General features: G+C 70.4%; 17 protein-coding genes and 1 tRNA gene. 10 read left to right on the forward strand and 8 right to left on the reverse strand.

Going from position 1 to position 20,722, the window contains the following annotated elements:
* Positions 1-75: 75 nt before the first annotated feature.
* From HDC36_RS07020 to HDC36_RS07050, 7 genes are all read left to right on the forward strand, one after another.
* A complete protein-coding gene (locus HDC36_RS07020; protein WP_179565790.1) occupies positions 76-498 on the forward strand; it encodes an RcnB family protein in 423 nt (140 codons plus the stop codon).
* A gap of 153 nt (positions 499-651) precedes the next feature.
* Positions 652-1,005 (forward strand): hypothetical protein, encoded by a 354-nt coding sequence (locus HDC36_RS07025; protein WP_179565792.1) that lies wholly within the window; start codon positions 652-654, stop codon positions 1,003-1,005.
* Entirely contained in the window at positions 992-1,876 is an 885-nt protein-coding gene (locus HDC36_RS07030; protein ID WP_179565794.1) for a DUF692 domain-containing protein, read from the forward strand. The genes HDC36_RS07025 and HDC36_RS07030 overlap by 14 nt, the downstream gene beginning before the upstream one ends.
* Entirely contained in the window at positions 1,869-2,615 is a 747-nt protein-coding gene (locus HDC36_RS07035; protein WP_179565796.1) for a putative DNA-binding domain-containing protein, read from the forward strand. The genes HDC36_RS07030 and HDC36_RS07035 overlap by 8 nt, the downstream gene beginning before the upstream one ends.
* Positions 2,616-2,915: 300 nt before the next feature.
* Complete coding sequence (rnt, locus tag HDC36_RS07040) at positions 2,916-3,560, forward strand: ribonuclease T (RefSeq protein WP_179565798.1); 645 nt, start codon at positions 2,916-2,918, stop codon at positions 3,558-3,560.
* Positions 3,561-3,587: 27 nt separating this feature from the next.
* Positions 3,588-3,995 carry a hypothetical protein gene (locus tag HDC36_RS07045; RefSeq protein WP_179565800.1) on the forward strand — a complete coding sequence of 136 codons (408 nt, stop codon included), beginning with the start codon at positions 3,588-3,590 and terminating at the stop codon, positions 3,993-3,995.
* Positions 3,996-4,108: 113 nt separating this feature from the next.
* Positions 4,109-4,495: a hypothetical protein gene (locus tag HDC36_RS07050; protein WP_179565802.1), complete on the forward strand. Its 387-nt coding sequence runs from the start codon at positions 4,109-4,111 to the stop codon at positions 4,493-4,495.
* 89 nt (positions 4,496-4,584) lie between these two features.
* Here HDC36_RS07050 and HDC36_RS07055 read toward each other — a convergent pair whose 3' ends face one another.
* The 3 genes from HDC36_RS07055 to HDC36_RS07065 form a co-directional block, all read right to left on the reverse strand.
* A complete protein-coding gene (locus HDC36_RS07055) occupies positions 4,585-7,503 on the reverse strand; it encodes a ligand-binding sensor domain-containing diguanylate cyclase (protein ID WP_255432703.1) in 2,919 nt (972 codons plus the stop codon).
* A gap of 404 nt (positions 7,504-7,907) precedes the next feature.
* A complete protein-coding gene (locus tag HDC36_RS07060) occupies positions 7,908-9,296 on the reverse strand; it encodes an ATP-binding protein (protein WP_179565804.1) in 1,389 nt (462 codons plus the stop codon).
* A complete protein-coding gene (locus HDC36_RS07065; RefSeq protein ID WP_179565806.1) occupies positions 9,293-10,018 on the reverse strand; it encodes a response regulator in 726 nt (241 codons plus the stop codon). Before HDC36_RS07065 ends, HDC36_RS07060 begins: the two co-directional genes overlap by 4 nt.
* Before the next feature lie 203 nt (positions 10,019-10,221).
* Between HDC36_RS07065 and HDC36_RS07070 the strand changes: the two genes are divergently transcribed.
* From HDC36_RS07070 to HDC36_RS07080, 3 genes are read left to right on the forward strand one after another with little or no spacing between them, the layout of a single operon-like run.
* Positions 10,222-11,469, forward strand: a complete 1,248-nt coding sequence (locus HDC36_RS07070) for an efflux RND transporter periplasmic adaptor subunit (protein ID WP_179565808.1) — start codon at positions 10,222-10,224, stop codon at positions 11,467-11,469.
* A 10-nt stretch (positions 11,470-11,479) separates the two neighbouring features.
* Positions 11,480-13,438, forward strand: coding sequence for a MacB family efflux pump subunit (locus HDC36_RS07075; protein WP_179565810.1), 1,959 nt, complete (start codon positions 11,480-11,482; stop codon positions 13,436-13,438).
* Positions 13,435-14,925, forward strand: coding sequence for a TolC family protein (locus HDC36_RS07080; RefSeq protein ID WP_179565812.1), 1,491 nt, complete (start codon positions 13,435-13,437; stop codon positions 14,923-14,925). Before HDC36_RS07075 ends, HDC36_RS07080 begins: the two co-directional genes overlap by 4 nt.
* A 513-nt stretch (positions 14,926-15,438) precedes the next feature.
* On the opposite strand, the gene rlmB is transcribed toward HDC36_RS07080, so the two are convergent.
* The 5 genes from rlmB to HDC36_RS07105 form a co-directional block, all read right to left on the reverse strand.
* Positions 15,439-16,185 (reverse strand): 23S rRNA (guanosine(2251)-2'-O)-methyltransferase RlmB, encoded by a 747-nt coding sequence (gene rlmB / locus HDC36_RS07085; RefSeq protein WP_003467227.1) that lies wholly within the window; start codon positions 16,183-16,185, stop codon positions 15,439-15,441.
* Between the two features lie 343 nt (positions 16,186-16,528).
* Positions 16,529-16,999, reverse strand: a complete 471-nt coding sequence (locus HDC36_RS07090) for a GFA family protein (RefSeq protein WP_179565814.1) — start codon at positions 16,997-16,999, stop codon at positions 16,529-16,531.
* Positions 17,000-17,122: 123 nt separating this feature from the next.
* On the reverse strand, positions 17,123-17,800 hold the full coding sequence (locus tag HDC36_RS07095; protein ID WP_179565815.1) for a hypothetical protein: 678 nt from the start codon (positions 17,798-17,800) through the stop codon (positions 17,123-17,125).
* Between the two features lie 103 nt (positions 17,801-17,903).
* A complete protein-coding gene (gene rnr / locus HDC36_RS07100) occupies positions 17,904-20,372 on the reverse strand; it encodes a ribonuclease R (RefSeq protein WP_255432637.1) in 2,469 nt (822 codons plus the stop codon).
* Positions 20,373-20,508: 136 nt separating this feature from the next.
* Positions 20,509-20,595 (reverse strand) — tRNA-Leu (locus HDC36_RS07105).
* Positions 20,596-20,722: the final 127 nt, after the last annotated feature.

Consider the following 20,722-nt stretch of genomic DNA (forward strand, 5'->3'; position numbering starts at 1 on the left):
TCGCCTATTCATCGGCTGGCGCCTAGCGTGTCGGTACGCGTGGAGCCGTTCTCCACCGACCACCCAGGAGACACCATGAAGCGCATCATCGGTTCGGTCCTCGCCCTGTCCTTGCTGGCCTCCGGCGGCGCATTCGCCGCCGGCCAGGACGACCACGATCGCGACCGCGATCCGCAGCAGGTGCGCAAGGACCATCAGGACGACAAGGGCCGCAAGGACCAGCATGGCGATCGCGGCCCGCAACAGGCGCGCAACGACGGCCGCCGCGACGATCATCGCGACGACCGCCACGACAACGGCCGCCATGAAGGTCCGCGCCACTACAAGCGCGGCGAACGCCTGGCCTCCGATCATCGCGGCGACCGCGTGCCCGACTACCGCAAGCGCGGCCTGAAGGCGCCGCCGCGCGGCCACGAGTGGCGCCGGGTCGACAACCAGTACGTGCTGATCGCCGTCGCCACCGGCGTCATCAGCAGCGTCATCGCCAACAGCCGCTGAGGCGGCGGCGCACACCAGGCCCCGCTTCGGCGGGGCCTTTTCGTTGGCGGACGGCGCAGCGCCGCATGCGGCGCACGGCGCCAGCGGGTACGCTTGGCGGACACGGCCAGCGTGGCGACGCCGGCACCACGACCGCCTGCCAGGAGAGTCCGCATGTCCATTCCCTCGCGTCCGTCCACCGCCCTCGCCGGCGCCGTCCTGCTCGGCGGCCTGGGCCTGTCCGCCTCCGCGCTGGCGATGACCGACCTGGCCCAGGGCTATGCGCTCGGCGCCCAGGCCGCGGCGCCGCCGAGCGCCGACAAGGCAGCGACCACGGTGCCGGCGCAGCCCAAAACCAATGCCAAGTCCACGGAGGCCGCCGGCGCCGACAAGGCCGCCGAGGGCACATGCGGTGCGCATGCGCAGGACGCCGCTACGGCCAAGCCGGACAAGGCCGCCGCCCAGCATGACGACAAGGCGATGGCCGAAGGCAAGTGCGGCGAAGGCAAGTGCGGTGGCGGCGGCTGATTCCGCGCCGCGCCTGCTGCCTGCGGCGAGCGCCGGACTCGGCCTGCGCCGCGGCCTGCTGCCGGAACTGCTGCAGGCAGCGCCGGCCGCGTTCGATTTTCTCGAGTGCGCGCCGGACAACTGGATCGGCGTCGGCGGTCGCCTGGGCGCGATGCTGGATGCGCTGGCCGCGCGCCATCCGCTGAGCTGCCATGGCCTGTCGCTGTCGCTCGGCGGCATGATGCCGCTGGACGCGGACCTGCTGCGGCAGACCCGGCGGTTCCTGGATCTGCACCGCGTCGCGCTGTACAGCGAACACCTGAGCTACAGCGCCGACGACGGCCAGCTCTACGAACTGCTGCCGCTGCCGTTCACCGACGAGGCGGTGCGCCATGCCGGCGCACGCATCGCCCAGGCGCAGGATGCGCTGGGCCGGCGCATCGCGGTGGAGAACGTGTCCTACTACGCCGCGCCCGGCCAGGCGTTGGGCGAAGCCGAGTTCGTTGCCGCGGTGCTGGCCGAAGCCGACTGCGACCTGCTGCTCGACGTCAACAACGTCTGCGTCAACGCCGCCAACCACGGCTACGACGCCCGCGCCTTCCTTGCCGCGATGCCGAGCGCACGCATCGCCTCGTACCACATCGCCGGGCATCGCGACGACGCCGCCAGCGCGCTGAAGATCGACACCCACGGCGCGGCGGTGGCTGCCGACGTGTGGGATCTGCTCGACACCGCCTATCGGCTGCATGGCGTGCGCCCGACCCTGCTGGAGCGCGACAGCCAGTTTCCGCCGCTGTCCGAGCTGCTGCACGAGGTGCAGCGCATCCGCGACGCACAGGCGCAGGCCACGTCGGCGCAAGCAGCGCAGATGGCGCAAGCGGCGCATGGCTGATTCCCTGCACGCGCAGCAGTTCGCGCTGGCCCTGCACCTGCGCGATCCGCAGCGGCACGCGCCGCCGGCGGACATCGAGCCGCGGCGGCTGGCGGTGTACCGCGCGCTGTTCTTCGACAACCTCGCGCAATTGCTCGCCTCGCATTTCCCGGTGCTGCGCGCCACCCTGGGCGAGGACGCGTGGCAGGCACTGCTGCGTGCGTTCTGCGCCGGGCACCGCGCGCGCACGCCGCTGTTCCCGCGCATCGGCGGCGAGTTCGTGCGCTTCCTGCAGCAACGCGGCGAGGACGCGCAACGGCCATGGCTGGCGGAACTGGCGCACTACGAAACGGTCGAGCTGGAGGTGCAGATCGACGATGCGCCATTGCCGCCACACGATCCGCACGGCGACCTGCTCGACGGCGTTCCGCAACTCTCGCCCTGGCTGCGCCTGCTGCGCTATCGCTGGCCGGTGCAGCGCATCGGCCCGGCCTGGCAGCCGGGCGAGGCACCGGCGCAGGCGACCTGCCTGCTGGCGCGGCGCGATGCCGACGGCCAGGCCCGCTTCGCCGAACTGGCGCCGCTGGCGCATGCCCTGGTCGAGTGGCTGCGCGACGGCGAGCACAGCGGACGCGCGCTGCTGCTGCGCCTGGCCGCCGAGCACGACCAGGACCCGGCCGCGCTGCTGCACGACGGCGCCGCGCTGCTCGAGCGCCTGCGCCAGCAGGGCAGCGTGCTCGGTACCCGCGTGCCGGCCTGAGGCGCGCAACGCGTTAACCAAGCACGGGGGCATTTCGGTCCACCGGTCCTGCCACTGTGGGAGCGACTTCAGTCGCGACGGGCCTTACCCGGAACGCCCGTCGCGACTGAAGTCGCTCCCACACCACTCCGCCGACGGCGCTCCCTCGATCCGGACGTCGCGTCACCGATCCGCAGAACTTCGTCGCGCCGCGTGGCGCGGCGCCTGTGTCGAAGGCGCGCGCCCGACTCGATCCGTCTTCGCCAGGCCCGCGCGCCCCATCGCGGCCGAGGTTTAGCCGCGCTCTGCTACCCTGCACGCATGAACGATCACGTCGAAAGCCCGTCCCAACCCCTTGCCGCCACCCCGATGTCGCGGCGTTTCCGCGGCTATCTGCCGGTGGTGGTGGACGTGGAGACCGGCGGCTTCGACTGGAACCGGCACGCGCTGCTGGAGATCGCCGTGGTTCCGATCGAGATGGACGACGCCGGCCAGCTGTACCCCGGCGCCACCGCCAGCGCGCATGTGGTGCCGGCGCCCGGCACCGCCATCGACCCGAAGTCGCTGGAAGTCACCGGCATCATCCTCGACCACCCGTTCCGCTTCGCCAAGCCCGAGCGCGAGGCGCTGGACCACGTGTTCGCGCCGGTACGCGCGGCGGTGAAGAAGTACGGCTGCCAGCGCGCGATCCTGGTCGGCCACAACGCCCACTTCGACCTGAACTTCCTCAACGCCACCGTGGCCCGCTGCGGCCACAAGCGCAACCCGTTCCACCCCTTCAGCGTGTTCGACACCGTGACCCTGGCCGGCATCGCCTACGGCCAGACCGTACTGGCCCGCGCCGTACAGGCGGCCGGCTTCGACTGGAACGCCGCCGACGCGCACAGCGCGGTCTACGACACCGAGCAGACCGCCCGCCTGTTCTGCAAGATCGCCAACGCGTGGCCGGCGCCGCAGATCGGCTGAGGCAACCGACAAGCCAGAGAAGGATCGATGGACGTGTGGACTCTCATTTTTGCGATCGCCGCGTCCACTGCCGCCAGCGCAGACGTTTCCGGGGACTATCAGGCAGTCACCGAGACCGAGTATGCGATCGATCTGACTCTGCAGAAATCCGGCCAAGCGCGCCTGATCTTCCGTACGTGGGAGGCAGATGGTTCCGCAACGCCTTCCACGAAGATCTTTACCGGCGCCTGGTCCCGCTCCGGCACGATCATCGACCTGAAACTCGAATCGGGCCAATCGGCACGCTTCAGAGCGAACGAGTGTCTGCCGTATGCCGAGTTCGGACAGACCGGCTGCTCTTACGGCCTCAGCCTCGTAAGCACCACACTGCGAAAGCGCTACGGCCTGCAGCGCTTCGGGCTTTGGCGCTCCGAGTCCTTGCGGGTTCAGCGCTAACTCATTCAAACAGGCGACGGCGCTTCGCGTTCAATCGAATTCGGGTATCGGGGGACGACGTGAGAACAATGGCGAAAGCGAGCCTGGGATTCGCCACCGGATGGCTCGCCGCCATGTTGGTGTCCCTGGTCAGCTACGTTGCGTTCTGGCCGACACGCGTCTATCGCTTCGAGCCTGACGGGCTGATCGGCATCGCCCTGATCGGCGCACTGTGGGCGGCGGCCCTCCCACTGCTGGTGGTTTGGATTGCGAGCCTTCGCCGCCCGCCGCCGCCAGCGCTAGCCGCATCCGTCTGTGCCGTGGTGCTCCTGCTGCAGGGATTGTGCCGCTCGATCAAGCCCTGGCAGCACTACGGCACGTTTCCAGTGTGGATGCTGCTACGCGACTTCCTTCAGGCGTTACCCACCACCCTCACCGCTGGCCTGGTGTTCGGCCTGGTGGTACGCAGCCTCGGCCGCGACAATTCCTACAAGCCAACACCGTTCTGGCGAATGCCTTGAGCAAACGTCGGGGAACAATGGACCCGATGAACCGCTAGTGCCGCGCCTTCGGCCCTTGCGCCGAATCACGCTATCCCCCACCACGACACTTATCCAACACACACCCGGTCCCGCCCCCCGCTCTTCGCCCGATACAAGGCCACATCCGCGCGCTGCAGCAGCTGACTCGGCGTCTCCTCCCCGCTCAGCGCGACCAGCCCGGCGCTGAAGGTGACCCGCAGCGATGGCGCGTCGGCCCACTGCAGGCGCGCGTGGAACAGGTCGCGCAGACGCGCGGCCATGCGCTCGGCGTCGGCCAGCGGGGTGTCGCCGAGCAGTACCGCGAATTCCTCGCCGCCCAGCCGCGCCGGCAGGTCGGAGCCGCGGCAGGCGCTCAGCAACAGTTGCCCGACCTCGCGCAGCACCGCATCGCCGGTGGCGTGCGAGTAGCCGTCGTTGATCTGCTTGAAGCGGTCGATGTCGATCACCAGCAGGCACAGCGGAGTGCCGCTGCGTTGCGCGCGGCGCAGCTCGCGCAGCAGCACTTCGTCGAAATGGCGGCGGTTCGGCAGCGCGGTCAATGCGTCCTCGTGGGCCTGGCGCTCGAACGCGTCGGCCTGGTCCTGCAGTTCGGCCAGCAGCTGGCTCTTGTCGGCGTCGGCGCGCAGCAGCCGCTCGGTCTGCAGTTGCAGGGCGCCGGTGCGCTGCTTGACCAGCCGCTCCAGGCGCAGATTGCGCCGCTTGTAGCGGGCGATCAGGTAGCGGTACAGCGCCACCAGCGCGAACAGCAGGGCCAGCGCGGCAGCGGCCTGCACGCTGCCGCGTTGCCACCACAGCGGGGCGACGCTGAAATGCCAGACCGCCTCGCGCGCGCTCCAGGCGCCATCCGGATGCGCCGCGGCCACGCGCAAGGTGTAGTCGCCCGGCGGCAGGCCGATGAATTCGACGCTGCGCTGCTGGCCGCGCTCCACCCACTCCTTGTCCAGGCCGTCGAGACGGGTGCGGTAGCGGATGCGCTCGGGCAGCAGGTAGCTGAGCCCGACGTAGGACACCGCGATGCGCGTGGCGCCGGGCAGGCGCGACTGGCGCCGCCAGGCGAACGGCCGCCCATCCAGCAGCACGTTCTCGATCGCCGCTGGCGGCGGCAGGCGTTCGCGGAAGCGCTGCAGCCGGCGCGGATCGACCGTGCTGATGCCGCCGGCGGTGACCAGCCACACGCTGCCGTCGCCGCGCAGGATTTCCGATGGGCCGGAGCTGCCGTTGCCTTGGGCATTGGCCATGCCGTCGATCTCGTTGTAGCGGCTCACCTGCAGTCTGCCAGCGCGGCCGTCGGCGACCGCGTTCAGCGCGTCTGCGCTGGTCCGCAGCACGCCACGGTTGCTGCTGATCCAGACGTTGCCGAGGCGGTCGCGGACCAACTGGAACACGGTGTCCACCGGCATGCCCTGCTCCAGCCCGACCCGCGCCAGGCGGCCGTCGCGATAGCGGTGCAGGCCGCGGTCGGTGGAAATCCACATGTCGCGGCCCAGCGCCTGGAAGCCGAACACGCTGCGCGCGCCGCCCAGCGGCTCCAGCGGCAGCCGCTGCACGCGGCCGTCGCGCAGCACCGAGGCGCCTTCGACCGAGCCGATCCACAGCGCGCCATCGATGCTCGCCAGCGCGGTGATCAGGCCCTGCGGCAAGCCCGGCACGTCGGCCACGCGCGCCTGTTCGCCGTCGATGCGCACCAAGCCGCGCTGGGTGCCGATCCACACCGTGCCGGCGCGGTCCACGCTGATCGCGCGGACGTGGCCGCTGGGCAGGCCGTCGCCCTTGTCGTAGTGGCGGCGCACGCGGCCGTCGCGCAGCCGGTATACGCCGTCGGCGTAGGTGCCGACCCACAGGTCGCCGTCGCTGCCGCGCGCCAGGCTCAGCACCGATGGCGCGCTGCCGTCGGCGTTGCGCAGGCCCGCCGGCGCAATGCTGCCGTCCGCCGCCATCCGGTCCAGGCCGGCGGCGCTGCCGATCCACAGCGCGCCGTCGGGCGCTTCCAGCAGCGCGCGCACGTAGTCGCCGCTGAGTCCGTCGCGGCGCGTGTAGCTGGTGAACAGGGTTTCGCGCAGCCGGAACAGGCCGCCATTGGCACCGATCCAGATGCTGCCCTCGGCGTCTTCGAGCAGGCTCACCACGCGCCCGTTGGGCAGCACTTCGCCCGGCGCCATGTGCTCGATGCCGTGCCGGCCGATGCGCAGCAGGCCCTGGTTCTCGGTGCCCAGCCACAGCGCGCCGTCGCGGTCGCGCAGCATCGCGGTGAAGTGGCCGTAGCCCGGCAGGCGGTGCACCAGCACGGCGCGCTCGTCCTGCAGCCGGTACACGTTCTCGCCGGCGACCAGCCACAGCGTGCCGGCGGCGTCGCGGTACGGCCAGGCCAGGCCGGGCGGCAACCCGAAGGCGTCCGGCGCGCGCCGCAGCACGCCCTGCGCGTCGCGGTACAGCAGGCCGTCGAGGCTGCCGATCCAGACCCGGCCGCGGTCGTCCACCGCCATCCGCGGGAAGCTGTTGGCCAGCGGCAGGTCCGGCGGCGCCGGCTGGTAGTCGAAGCGGCCGTCCGGCCACAGGCAGCCCAGGCCATTGCCTTCGAACAGCAGCCATAGCCGTCCCTGGCGGTCTTCGGTCATGGCGTGGATCAGCGCGCGCGGCCAGCCCGGCGGCTGCAGCCAGAAGCGCCAGTTGCCGGCGCGGTCGTAGCGGCCCAGGTTGCCGCGCGAATCGCTGAGCCACAGCGCGCCGTCGCGGCCGACGTACAGCGCACCGACGCCGTTGTCGGGCAGGCCGGGCCGGGTGCTGCGATCGATCACCGCGAAGTCCAGGCCGTTGTACCGCACCAGGCCTTCCCAGGTGGCGAACCACAGGCGTCCGTCCGGGGTCTGCGCCAGGTCGCGCAGCGAGTTGTGCGGCAGGCCGTTGCGCGAGGTCCAGGCATCCACGGCGTAGTCGCGCAGCGGCGGCGGCCCGGCCGCGGCCGGGTCGGCAGCCGCGGCCGGCCCCATTCCGAGCGACAGTGCGCACAGCATCAGCAGCAGCCACGCATGCGCGGCGCGGCGGACGGCCGCCGCATGCCCCGACGCCGCCGCCCTCACCGGATCGATCCGGCCCGGAGGGCGCCAGCGCGTGCCATCGCTCCCGATGCGGGTCGCAAGAGGCTTGCGCGGGCGCGGGCTGAACCAGCGCGTCGGCGAGCAGGCGCCGCCGCGTCATGACGCCGCGCCGGACCGGCGCCAGCACGGCCCTGCGGGTCGGTGCTGCCAGGCAGCGGACGCCATGCCCGGGGGCACGGCGGCCGGCCAGGATCGGCGAGACGGGGGCGATGCTGGCTCATTGCCGGAACGGAACACGGGAACAGCGCACATGGTAGGCAAAAATCCGCCGCCGCGGGTGGACGCGCGTGCCGCGCTCAGTTCCGGCGCAGCGGCGCCGCCCATTGCACGCAGGCTTCCAGGCCGCCTTCGGGCAGGTTGCGCAGGCGCAGCGTGGCGCCGTCCTTCTCGGCCAGCGCACGGGCGATGGTCAGGCCCAGGCCGGCGCCGCCGGTTTCGCGCGAGCGCGACGTTTCCAGGCGCACGAACGGGGCGAACACCGTCTCCAGCTCGTCCTCGGCGATGCCCGGGCCGCGGTCGCGCACGTACACGGCGAGCGTCCCGTCGGCATGGCGCTCGGCGGCCACCCGCACCGATCCGCCGTATTTCAGCGCGTTGTCGACCAGATTGGAGAACAGCCGGTGCATCGCCAGCGGGCGCAGCGGCAGCACCGCGCCGCAGCCGTGTTCGAAGACCGCGTCGGCGCCGGCCTCGGCCGCGTCCTCGACCACGCTCTGCAGCAGCGAATCCAGGTCCAGGGCGGCGCGCTGTTCGGCGGTCTCGGCGCTGCGCGCCAGTTCCAGGCCTTCGCGGATCAACGCCTGCATCGCCGCCAGGTCGCCGATCAGGCGCTCGCGCAGCGCTTCGTCCTGCACGTTCTCCAGCCGCAAGCGCAGCCGCGTGGACGGGGTCTGCAGGTCGTGGGTGATCGCCGCCAGCATCTGCGTGCGTTCGCCCAGATGCCGCTGCAGGCGCTGCTGCATCGCATTGAAGGCCTGCGCGGCGCGGCGCACTTCCAGCGGCCCGCGCACCTGCAGCGGCGGGCGCTGCAGGTCCTGGCCGAGGTCGGCGGCGGCATCGGCCAGCCGCTGCAGCGGCGTGCTGGCGATGCGCGCGACCACGTAGGCCAGCAACGCGATGGCCAGCGCCAGCAGCGACAGGAACAGCGGGTCCACCGCCAGCGCGGTCTGCCGCGCGATCGGCTGGGTCTGCAGGCCCAGCCGCAGCGGCGTGCCGTCGTCCAGGCGCAAGGCGATCAGCCGGCAGGTCGGCGGTTCCAGCGAGGCGTCCTGGCGGTCGAAGTCGCGGCGCTGCGGCGGCGGCAGGAAATCCGGACGCTGCGGCATGCAGGCGGGCATGTCCAGGCGCGACACCTGCGCCGGCGCGAGTGCGCCGCCGCGCGCGCCGAGCACCGCGGCGAAGACCGGGTCCGGCGCCTGCCCACGCGTCGTGGCCGGCAGGATGCGGATGCCCGGCCCACCCAGCGACAGCAGCCGCGCGCGCAGTTCCGGGCCGGCGCTCTGCAACAGTTCGACGAAACTCTGCAGGCGGTCGGCGGCGCGCTCCATGTTCTGCCGGTCGAATTCCTGGCGGCGCTTGGCATTGGCCAGCAGCGTGGCGAAGCTGGCCGCGCAGGCCATGCCCAGCAGCAGGATCAGGAACAGGCGCCCGGCCATCGAGGCGAAGAACCGGCGCAGCCGCTTCATTCCAGCGCCACCGCCGCGGCCAGCACGTAACCTTCGTTGCGCACGGTCTTGATCAGGCCGTCGCCGCCGCTGTCGCCCAGTTTCTGCCGCAGGCGGCTGATCTGCAGGTCGATCGCGCGGTCCTGCGCCTCGTACTGGCGGCCGCTGCTCAGCGCGACCAGCTGTTCGCGCGACAGCACCTTGTTGGCATGGCCGACGAACACCCGCAGCAGGCGGAATTCGGCACCGGACAGCACCACCACCCTGCTGCCCGGATCGACCAGGTGGCGTTGCTCCAGGTCGAACAGCCAGCCGCCGAAGCGCGCGCGGCGGATCGCCAGCGGCTCCAGGTTGGCCGGCAGCGCCTCGGTCCGGCGCAGCACGTTGCGGATCCGCGCCAGCAGTTCGCGCGGTTCGAACGGTTTGGCCAGGTAGTCGTCGGCACCCATCTCCAGGCCGAGCACGCGGTCGATCGGCTCGCTGCGCGCGGTCAGCATGATCACCGGCGTGCTCGACTTGGCGCGCAGGTCGCGGCATAGGGTCAACCCGTCCTCGCGCGGCAGGTTCAGGTCGAGCACGATCAGGTCCACGTGTTCGCGCTCCAGCACCTGGCGCATCTGCGCGCCGTCGCTGGCGGTGCTGACCTGATAGCCGGAGCGGCCCAGCTGTTCGGCCAGGAGGGTGCGGATGTCGACGTCGTCGTCGACCACCAGCAGGCGATGCATCGTCGGTTCTTCCTTCATGCGGCGATGATCCATCCTAGCCGATCGGCGCGCGCGCCCGATCCGTGTCGCCGCGTATCGCCAGCCTGGCCGGAAACACTTCGATACGGGCCACGCTGAACCCGATACACGCCGACACAGAGCGTGCGTTGAGGCCGGGCGGGCGCGGCCGCCATGCTGCTGTCGACGCCGCAGCACGCGGCCAGGCTACAGGTCCCGCCTCCGTGAAATCCGCGCTTCCCAAGACACGACGCAACCGCATCGTGCTGCTGATCCTTGCGCTGCTGCTGCTCGCCGCGATCGCGGCCTGGTGGCTGCGGCCGCCGCCGGCACCGACCCTGGCCACGTCGCCGGTAGTGCGCGGCGACATCGAGCAGACCGTCGAGGCCACCGGCACGATCAAGCCCTCGCAACTGGTCAGCGTCGGCGCGCAGGCATCCGGCCGCATCGAGTCGCTGAAGGTCAAGCTCGGCGACAACGTCAAGGCCGGCGACCTGATCGCCGAGATCGATTCGCGCACCCAGCTCAACACGCTCAAGAGCGCGCAGGCGGCGCTGCAGAACGCGCGCGCCACGCGCCAGGTGCAGATCGCCAACCTGCGCCAGTACGAACTGGCGTTCAAGCGCCAGCAGCAGATGCTGGCCGCCGAAGCCACTTCGCAGGCCGACTACGACAGCGCGCGCGCCACGCTGGAAGGCACCCGCGCGCAGATCGCCGCGCTCGACGCCACCATCGCCGAGCAGCAGACCACGGTGGACAGCGCGCAGACCACCCTGGGCTACACCAAGATCACCGCGCCGATCGACGGCACCGTGGTCGCGGTGGTGTCCAAGCAGGGGCAGACGGTCAACGCCAACCAGAGCACGCCGACCATCGTCATGCTCGGCAACCTCAACACCATGACCGTGTACGCGGAGATCTCCGAAGCCGACGTGGTCAAGACCAAGGAAGGCCAGCCGGTGTACTTCAGCATCCTCGGCAATCCGGACAAGCGCTACACCAGCACACTGCGCGACATCGCCCCGGCGCCCGAATCGGTGACCAGCGAGGACAGCACGTCCACGACCACGTCCTCCTCGTCCACCTCCACCTCCAGTTCGGCAATCTACTACTACGGCCTGTTCGACGTGGACAATGCCAGCCGCGAACTGCGCACCTACATGACCGCGCAGGTCAGCATCGTGCTCGGCAAGGCCAGCAAGGTGCTGAGCATTCCCTCGGCGGCGCTGGGCGACAAGCGCGGCGACGGCCGCTACACGGTGCAGGTGGTCGGCGCCGACGGACGCCCGCAGCCGCGCACCGTGAGCATCGGCCTCAACAACAACGCGCAGGCCGAAGTGAAGAGCGGCCTGCGCGAGGGCGAGCAGGTGGTGGTCGGCGAGGCCACCGCCGCGACCAAGCAGGCCGCGAGCGAGAAGAACAGCCAGCGCCGCGGCGGTCCCGGCGGCGGTCCGCCGCCGATGGGCATGTGAGGCGCCGGCCATGAGCGAAGCACTGCTGCAGCTGCGCGACCTGCGCCGCGAATTCCCCGCCGGCGACGAGACCCTGGTGGTCCTGCGCGACGTCAACCTGGATATCGCCGCCGGCGAGATGGTGGCCATCGTCGGCCAGTCCGGTTCCGGCAAGTCCACCCTGATGAACATCCTCGGCTGCCTGGACCGGCCCACCGCCGGCAGCTACCGCGTGGCCGGCCGCGCCACCGGCGCGATGCAGCCGGACGAGCTGGCGCAGCTGCGCCGCGAGCACTTCGGCTTCATCTTCCAGCGCTACCACCTGCTCGGCGACCTCGACGCCAGCGGCAACATCGAAGTGCCCGCGGTGTATGCCGGCATGCCTGCGGCGGCGCGCAGCGCGCGCTCGGCCGAGCTGCTGCGCCGGCTCGGGCTCAGCGACCGCGCCGGGCATACCCCGGGCAAGCTCTCTGGCGGCCAGCAGCAGCGCGTCTCGATCGCGCGCGCGCTGATGAACGGCGGCCAGGTGATCCTGGCCGACGAACCCACCGGCGCGCTGGACACACGTTCGGGCGAGGAAGTGATGGCGATCCTCGGCGAGCTGCATGCCGAAGGCCACACCATCATCATCGTCACCCACGACATGTCGGTGGCGCAGCACGCGCAGCGCATCATCGAGATCCGCGACGGCGCGATCATCGCCGACCGCGCCAACCCGGCGATCGACGCGCGCCGCGCCGCGCGCCGCCTAGAGCCGCCCGCGGCCGGCGGAAGCCGCTTCCAGGCGCTGCGCGACCGGTTCACCGAAGCGTTCCGGATGGCGCTGCTGGCGATGAACGCGCACCGCCTGCGCACTTTCCTGACCATGCTCGGGATCATCATCGGCATCGCCTCGGTGGTCTCGGTGGTGGCGCTGGGCAACGGTTCGCAGCAGCAGATCCTGTCCAACATCTCCGCGCTCGGCACCAACACCATCGAGGTCTATCCGGGCAGCGGCTTCGGCGACATGCGCTCGGGCCGGGTGCAGACGCTCAAGGCGCGCGACGCCACCGCGCTGGCGCAGCAGAGCTATGTGGACAGCGCCACGCCCAACGTCTCCACCTCGGTCACCGCGCGCTACGGCAACCAGTCGGCCACCGCCCAGGTCAGCGGCGTCGGCGAGCAGTATTTCCGGGTCAAGGGACTGAAGCTGGCCGAGGGCGCGTTCTTCGGCGCCGAGGCGGTGTCGGGCATCGAACAGGTGGCGGTGATCGACCAGAACACCCGCGCGCAGTTCTTCGGCAAATCGCCGCGCAGCCCGATCGGCCAGGTGATCCTGCTCGGCAACGTGCCGGTGCGCGTGGTCGGCGTGGCGCAGAAGCAGACCACCGGCTTCGGCAGCAGTTCCACGCTGAGCGTCTGGGTGCCCTACACCACCGCGATGTCGCGCATGCTCGGCCAGAGCTACGTGTCCAGCATCACCGTGCGCGTGTCCGACGCCACCCCGATGGATGCGGCCGAGCAGGCGCTGACGCGGCTGCTGAAACTGCGCCACGGCAGCGAGGATTTCTTCCTCAGCAACAGCGCCGAGATCCGCGAGACCATCGAGAAGACCACGCAGACGCTGACCCTGATGATCGGTGCGATCGCCGCCATCGCGCTGGTGGTTGGCGGCATCGGGGTGATGAACATCATGCTGGTGTCGGTGACCGAGCGCACCCGCGAGATCGGCGTACGCATGGCGGTCGGCGCGCGGCAGAGCGACATCATGCAGCAGTTCCTGATCGAGGCGGTGCTGGTGTGCCTGCTCGGCGGCCTGCTCGGGGTCGGCCTGGCGCTGGCGCTGGGCCGGGTGTTCGCCGCGGCCGGCGGCAGCTTCAGCATGATCTTCTCGACCGGCTCGATCGTCGCCGCCTTCGCCTGCTCCAGCCTGATCGGCGTGGTGTTCGGCTTCCTGCCCGCGCGCAACGCCGCGCAACTCGATCCCGTGGAGGCCTTGGCCCGCGAATGAACATGCTCTCCTCGATGCGCCCGGCGCTGTTGCCGCTGGCCCTGCTCGCCACGCTGTCCGGCTGCGTCAGCACCGGCCAGTACCGCGCCGCGCCGATCGCCGTGCCGCAGCAGTACGCCGCCGGTGCCGACACGGCGGGCGACGCGCGCCAGCCGCTGGCGCTGCAGGCCACCTACCCCGCCCACGACATCGCCGCCGACGCGTGGTGGCAAGGCTTTGGCGATCCGCGCCTGGACCGGCTGGTGGCGCGTGCGTTGGCGGTCAACGCCGACCTGGCCACGGCCGGCCTGCGCCTGCGCAAGGCGCGGCTGCAGGCCGGCCTGAGCGAGACCGAGCTGTGGCCCAGCGCCAGCGGCAGCGTCAGTGCCTCCGGCAGCCGCGCCACCGACCATCACGACGACGTCGCCCGCAGCAATGCCGCCAGCGTGTCGCTGAGCTGGGAGATCGACCTGTGGGGCAAGCTGCGCGCGCAGCGCGATGCCGACCGCTGGGAAGCCGAAGCCACCGACGAGGACCGCGAGAACACCGCGCTGGCCCTGGTCGGCGAGGTCTGCGACCAATACTGGCAACTCGGCTATCTCAACCAGAGCATCGCCGCCGGCGAGGAGAATCTCGCGCGCCTGGCCAAGACCCTGCAACTGGTGCAGGTGCAGTTCCAGGCGGGCGACGTGTCGCGGCTGGAAGTGCGCGAGGCCGAGCAGAACCTGGAAAGCCAGCGCACCGAGCAGAGCAAACTGCTGCAAGAGCGCGTGGAAGCCCGCAACAAGCTGACCGTGCTACTGGACGGACAGCCCTGGCCGCAGGCCGAGGAACCGCAGAATCTGGACGCGTTCGCGCGCCCGCCGCTGGCGCCGGGCCTGCCGGCGCAACTGCTGGCGCGCCGCCCGGACCTGCGCGCGGCCGAACTGCGGTTGCGCAGCGCACTGGCCGACATCAAGGTCACCGCGACCAGCTATTACCCGACCCTGAGCCTGACCGGCTCGCTCGACGGCAGCAGCGCCACGCTGGCGAACGTGCTGAAGAATCCGCTGGCCACGCTCGGCGCCGGGCTGACCCTGCCGTTCCTCAACCTGCGCCAGGCCCAGCTCAATACCCGCATCACCGGCACCAGCTACGAGATCGCCGCCAGCACCTTCCGCACCACGCTGTACACCGCCCTGGGCGATGTCGACAACGCCTTGTCGGCGCGCACGCAACTGGAAACGCAGGTGGCCTCGGCGCAGAACGCCTTCGACGCCGCGCGCGACGTGGAGCGCATGTACGAAGTGCGCTACCGCAGCGGCGCCACCGACCTGCGCACCTGGCTGGACGCGCAGCAGACCCGGCGCAGCGCGGAACTGACCCTGGCCCAGGCCAGGCTCGACCAGCTCAACAACGACGTCACCCTGTACCAGGCACTGGGCGGCAGCGGTGCGACGCCATCGGATGAAGGTGCAACGTCGGCAACGGCCGTGGCGGCGACGAGCGCAGCAATCGACCAGCGCTGAAGCGGAACATCGCCGCGAACGGCTCCAGGCGGCTTGGGGCCATGGGCCGGACCGAAGGTCGCCCCGCAAGGGCCCGGTCGGGGCTGAAGCCCCTCCTACAGTGCACCCAGCCGGCTCGCCGCAATCCCTCCAGGAACGGCTTCGAGTGGCCTTGTGTCATCCGCCGGACGCAGCCCCGACCTTCCGCCATCATGCAGTCGGGGCTGAAGCTCCTCCTACAGTGCACCCAGCCGGCACCTCCGCCGTCCCCGCACAAACTCCTGTAGGAGCGGCTTCAGCCGCGACAGGCAGCGTGGCGGGCCTTCGGCCTTCGGATACCGAAGCCCCTCCAAAGCGCATCCGGCCAAGCACGCGGCGCCCACTGTGGGAGCGACTTCAGTCGCGACGAGCGAAGTGGGGAGTCGAACGACTTTGGTCAGGTCGGGGCTGAAGCCCCTCCTACGAATGCACCAGGCCGGCGCATGCGTTGCGTGCAGCAAAACCCTCCACGACGCGACGCGCGTGGACGGCGCCTCACCCCATGCGCTGCCGCACCGCCTCGAACAGGGTCACGCCGGTGGCCACCGACACGTTGAGGCTCTCGATGTCGCCCGGCATCGGGATCTTGACCAGGCCGTCGCAGTGCTCGCGGGTCAAGCGGCGCAGGCCGTCGGATTCGCCGCCCAGCACCAGCGCCACGTTGCCGCGCAGGTCCTGCGCGTACAGCGAGGTCTCGGCCTCGCCGACCAGGCCGTAGATCCACACGCCCTGCTTCTGCAGGTCGCGCAGGCAGCGCGCCAGGTTGGTCACCGCCACGATCGGAATGCGGTCGGCAGCGCCGGCCGAGGTCTTGCGCACGGTGGCGTTGACCGGCGCCGACTTGTCCTTCGGGATCACCACGGCGGTCGCACCGGCCGCGGCCGCACTGCGCAGGCAGGCGCCGAGGTTGTGCGGATCCTGCACGCCGTCGAGCACCAGCAGCAGCGCGCGGCCCTCGGCGGCGGCGACCAGGCCTTCCAGTTCGTTCTCGCCCCAGGTACGCGCCGCCGCATAGCGTGCGGCCACGCCCTGATGCCGCACCGAGCCGCCGACGCCGTCCAGCGCCTGGGTGTTGACCCGCCGCACCTCGATGCCCTTGCGCCGCGCGTTCTCCTCGATCTCCACCAGCCGCGGATTCTTGCTGCCCGCCTCGATCAGCACTTCGCGCACGTTGTCGGCATCGTTCTCGATCGACGAGGCCACGGCGTTGACGCCGACGATCCACTGGTTCTGCTTGCTCATGAGGCGGGGACTGCGAGGAAGGAAAGCGGGAATGGTAGGCGTTGCCGGCGCCCACGTCACATCGCCTGCGGCGCATGACCGCGCCGACCGGGCATCTGCGCCCTGCGCAGCAGGGCGACAGGACCCGGCGGCACAGCAGCCGCGCCGCGGCGATGGGCAGCCGGCGCGCACGGGCCTCCCGCTTGCCCGGCACGCCCGGAAGCCGCCTGCCGCGACCGCGACGACACCGCGGCACGCCCGAACGCCTACGCGGCGGCACTGCCCCGTGCCACCCACGCCTTTGGCGGAAACCGCGACGGGCAGACCCTGGACCGGCGTCCACCGCGCCCCTGCGACGGCACGCTCAGTCCGGCCAACGCTCGGTGTCGTGGTCCGGATGCTGGTGCGACACCACCTGCGCCAGGAACGGCGCCGCGTCCAGATCGGCCTCGGTGCGGATCGACGGCAACCGGTGCAGGCCGTCCACGAACGGCAGCTTGCCTTCCAGCCCGTACTGGATCCGCGGCGGCAGCGCCGCCGGGTCGTCGAACGCACCGGCGGCCACCGCGATGCCGTCCGGCGCTTCGTAGGTCAGCGGCGTGCCGCAGTCGGCGCAGAAACCGCGCCGCACCAGGTTGGAAGAGTGGAAATGCTTCAGCGCGCCACGCGTCCACACCAGGTCCGCACCGCGCGTGGAGACCAACGGCGCGTAATAGGCACCGAATGCCTTCTGGCACATCCGGCAATGGCAGATCGAGGCGTCGTCGAGCCGGCCGCGCACCCGGAAGCGCACCGCACCGCACTGGCAACCGCCACTGTACTGGTCGTGATTCATGCATGCTCCCTGGTTGCGGTCCTGGCAGCCGTTCGGCCCAGCGTGTTTTACCAGAACACCGCGATACGGGCAGTGGTCTGCGCGCACCTTGCCCAGGACAAGTCTCCTCGCCGCAGGGGCGACCTATTCTGCGCCGCCGCGATCGTGGAGCTGCGTTTCGAATGCCACCTTGCCCAAGCGGCTCTTGACCCGATACGTCCCTTCGCCGAGTTCCGCAGATTTAAACAGATCGCGCCTGTCGATGAATCCCGGCACTTCGTGCATCCAGATCCGTTCGACCTTTGCGCTTCCTTGGCGCGCGACTTCGCAATACCAGGCTTCGCCAACGTCGGAGTTCAACAGCTTGACCACAGTGACGTTCCGCTTGCCGTCCTTACTGCGTTTTGCAAGCCTTCCGATCGGAACCAGCAGTTGCAAACCAGCATTCAAGATCGCGTCAGCGGTGGAGTCCACGAACCTGACGAGCGCGTCGTTGCCGCCACGGCTTGTGGCAATTGCAAGCAGCGCGCCACGCAGTGCTTCCAATAGCCTGATGTCCTGGCCCGGCCGGCCCAGCGACAAAAAATTTTCGAAATCAAAGTCTTCGACAAACACATGGGTCACGCCCAACACGTTATCGAACGCATCTTCTTGGCCGCGCGGGCCCAGTGACACCACGATCTTGCTGGAGCCGTCGATCTCCACCGTCGGCAGCAGCGCCATGAACATCTGCGTGATGTGATGGCTCAACCGACGAATACCCATGCCCTCCGGGAGAACGGCCGCGTCGCTTTCCTGCAGGACGAGTAGATTCAGATGCATTGCTGTTCGCAACCATGAACCACATCGCGCGAACGGTGTGCCCGCCGCGCGCCACTTGCGCGATCGCGGCGGGCGCCAGGCGGCCCGCCGCGACGCCGCGCCGTCAGTACTTCTTTTTCTTGCGCTTGGCCGGCTGCTGCTGCCCACGTTCCGGCGGCGGCGGCATGTCGGTCATCGGCTCGCCTTCCACGACCAGGCGGAAATCGATCTTGCGCTCTTCCATGCTGGCCTTGAGCACCAGGATGCGGACCCGGTCGCCGAGGCGGAACTGCATGCCGCGGCGCTCGCCGGACAGGGTCTTGCGCACCGCGTCGAACTGGTAATAGTCCTGCGGCAACTGGGTCACGTGGATCAGGCCGTTGACCTTGGACTGGTCCAGTTCCACGAACAGGCCGAAGCTGGTGACGCCGCTGACCACGCCGTCGAACTGGCCGCCGACGTGCTTCTCCATCCACGCCGCACGGTAGCGCTCGTCGACCTCGCGCTCGGCCTCGTCGGCACGGCGCTCGCGCTCGGAGCACTGCAGCGCCAGCGCCGCCATCTCGCGCGGCGAATACAGGTACTTGTCCGGCGCGCCGCGGGTCAGCGCGTACTTGATCGCGCGGTGCACCAGCAGGTCGGGATAACGGCGGATCGGCGAGGTGAAGTGCGCGTACGCCTCCAGCGCCAGGCCGAAGTGGCCGGCGTTGTCCGGCGAGTAGACCGCCATGCTCTGGCTGCGCAGCAGCACCGACTCCAGCAAGGCCGCGTCGGGGCGCTCGCGCACCTTCTTCAGCAGCTTGGTGTAATCGCCCGGCACCACCTTGCTCCATGGCGGCAGGCTCAGCTTGAATTCCTTGAGGAACTCGAGCAGGTCGGCGTACTTGGACTCCGGCGGCCGCTCGTGCACGCGGTACGGCGCCGGGATGCGCGCCTCCAGCAGGTGCCGCGCCGCGGCCACGTTGGCGGCGATCATGCATTCCTCGATCAGCTTGTGCGCGTCGTTGCGCACCAGCATCCCGGCCTGGGTCACCTCGCCGGTGTTGTCGAGCACGAAGCGCACTTCCGAGGTCTCGAACTCGATCGCGCCGCGGCGCGCACGCGCCTTGGCCAGCACGTGGAACAGCTGGTACAGCCGCTCGATCTGCGGCAGCACCGCGGCCACGTCCTTGCGTACCTGCTCGTCTTTCTCGCCCACCGCCTGCCACACCTGGTCGTAGGTGAGCCGCGCATGCGAATTCATCACCGCCTCGTAGAAGCGCGCGCCGGCCACCTCGCCCTGGCGATCGATCTGCATGTCGCAGACGAAGCACATGCGGTCGACCTTGGGATTGAGCGAGCAGATGCCGTTGGACAGCGTCTCCGGCAGCATCGGCACCACGAAGCCCGGGAAATACACCGAGGTCGCGCGGCGGATCGCTTCCACGTCCAGCGGCGTGCCCGGACGCACGTAGTGCGACACGTCGGCGATGGCCACCACCAGGCGGAAGCCTTCGGCGTTCGGCTCGCAGAACACCGCGTCGTCGAAGTCCTTGGCGTCGGCGCCGTCGATGGTCACCAGCGGGGTCTGCCGCAGGTCCACGCGGCCCTTGATCGCGGCCGGCTCCACCGTCATCGGCACCGCCGCGGCTTCGTCGAGCACCGCCTGCGGGAATTCGTACGGCAGCTCGCGGCCGTGGATGGCGGTTTCCACCACCAGCGACGGGGTCAACTTGTCGCCGAGCACCGCGATGATCTTGCCGATCGGCGGGCGCCGCCCGTCCGGGGTGGAGGTGAGTTCGCACACCACCAGCTGGCCGTCGCGGGCCTCGCCCATCGCATCGGTCGGGATCTGGATGTTGCGCTGGATGCGCTTGTCGTCCGGCACCACGTAGGCGATGCCGCCCTCCATGCTGAAACGGCCGATCAGCCGGCTCAGGCCGCGCTCGAGCACGCGCGCGATGCTGCCTTCGCGGCGGCCGCGGCGGTCGATGCCGGTGACGTTGGCCAGCGCGCGGTCGCCATGCAGCACCTTGCGCATCTCGTAGGGCGGCAGGAACAGGTCGTCACCGCCTTCGTCCGGGCGCAGGAAACCGAAGCCGTCGGGATTGGCGATCACCACGCCGGGGATCAGGTTGGTCTGCTGCACCGGCGCGTAGCCGCCGCGGCGGTTCTGCACCAGCTGCGCCTCGCGCAGCATCGCGCCCAGGCGCTTGCTCAAAGCCTCCATGCGCGACGGTTCGGTCAGGCCGAGCTGCCCGGCCAGTTCCTCGAGCGTCTGCGGGCCGTCGCAGCGGTCCAGCAACTGCAGGATCGCCTCGCGGCTGGCGATCGGCTCGGCATAGCGCTCGGCCTCGCGGGCGGCGAACGGATCGGCCACCGCGGCGGCCGGCTTCTTGCGCGAGGACGGTGCGGGCACGGGCTCGGGCGGATGCAGCGGCTGCAACGGCGGCTTGGGGCTACGCCGCAGGAAACTGGGGAGGCTGGGCATCCACGACGGCATCTTGGATTTCTTCGGCGGCGGCGGAGCCGCCGGGGCGCCGGCCTTGCTGGCGGGCGTGTCGTGGGATGCGGATTTGCCGGGCTTGCCGGACTTGGTTTTTCTATTGGTCATCCACCCATGGTACTCGCTGGGTCGTCAACGCAGGCAAACCGGCGACCAGACCCGGCGGCAGAGCGGCCCAGAAACGACGAGGCCCGCGTCAGCGGGCCGGTCGTTGCGGGAGTTCAGCGCTCCCGCGTGTTGCATGTGGTGCCCAGAAGAGGACTCGAACCTCCACGAAGTTGCCCCCGCTAGCACCTGAAGCTAGTGCGTCTACCAATTCCGCCATCTGGGCGATGGAGGCCGCGAATTCTGCGGGCGTCGCGCGCCCTTGTCAATGCCGGCGCGCGACGCGCGGTCCGGCGACGCGCGCCACCGCCAGACCCAATGCGCATTCCGGAATCCCCCCGGCTCGATCGCCC

Origin of the sequence: Xanthomonas sp. JAI131 (assembly GCF_013410075.1) — a bacterium.
GTDB classification, from domain to species: domain Bacteria; phylum Pseudomonadota; class Gammaproteobacteria; order Xanthomonadales; family Xanthomonadaceae; genus Xanthomonas_A; species Xanthomonas_A bonasiae.

Coding starts and splice junctions, on each gene's coding strand:
- HDC36_RS07095 (WP_179565815.1), bottom strand. CDS start 17,800: ATGCATCTGAATCTACTCGTCCTGCAGGAAAGCGACGCGGCCGTTCTC.
- HDC36_RS07020 (WP_179565790.1), top strand. CDS start 76: ATGAAGCGCATCATCGGTTCGGTCCTCGCCCTGTCCTTGCTGGCCTCC.
- HDC36_RS07050 (WP_179565802.1), top strand. CDS start 4,109: ATGTTGGTGTCCCTGGTCAGCTACGTTGCGTTCTGGCCGACACGCGTC.
- rlmB (WP_003467227.1), bottom strand. CDS start 16,185: ATGAGCAAGCAGAACCAGTGGATCGTCGGCGTCAACGCCGTGGCCTCG.
- HDC36_RS07065 (WP_179565806.1), bottom strand. CDS start 10,018: ATGAAGGAAGAACCGACGATGCATCGCCTGCTGGTGGTCGACGACGAC.
- HDC36_RS07025 (WP_179565792.1), top strand. CDS start 652: ATGTCCATTCCCTCGCGTCCGTCCACCGCCCTCGCCGGCGCCGTCCTG.
- rnt (WP_179565798.1), top strand. CDS start 2,916: ATGAACGATCACGTCGAAAGCCCGTCCCAACCCCTTGCCGCCACCCCG.
- HDC36_RS07055 (WP_255432703.1), bottom strand. CDS start 7,503: ATGGGGCCGGCCGCGGCTGCCGACCCGGCCGCGGCCGGGCCGCCGCCG.
- HDC36_RS07045 (WP_179565800.1), top strand. CDS start 3,588: ATGGACGTGTGGACTCTCATTTTTGCGATCGCCGCGTCCACTGCCGCC.
- HDC36_RS07090 (WP_179565814.1), bottom strand. CDS start 16,999: ATGAATCACGACCAGTACAGTGGCGGTTGCCAGTGCGGTGCGGTGCGC.
- HDC36_RS07080 (WP_179565812.1), top strand. CDS start 13,435: ATGAACATGCTCTCCTCGATGCGCCCGGCGCTGTTGCCGCTGGCCCTG.
- rnr (WP_255432637.1), bottom strand. CDS start 20,372: ATGACCAATAGAAAAACCAAGTCCGGCAAGCCCGGCAAATCCGCATCC.
- HDC36_RS07060 (WP_179565804.1), bottom strand. CDS start 9,296: ATGAAGCGGCTGCGCCGGTTCTTCGCCTCGATGGCCGGGCGCCTGTTC.
- HDC36_RS07075 (WP_179565810.1), top strand. CDS start 11,480: ATGAGCGAAGCACTGCTGCAGCTGCGCGACCTGCGCCGCGAATTCCCC.
- HDC36_RS07035 (WP_179565796.1), top strand. CDS start 1,869: ATGGCTGATTCCCTGCACGCGCAGCAGTTCGCGCTGGCCCTGCACCTG.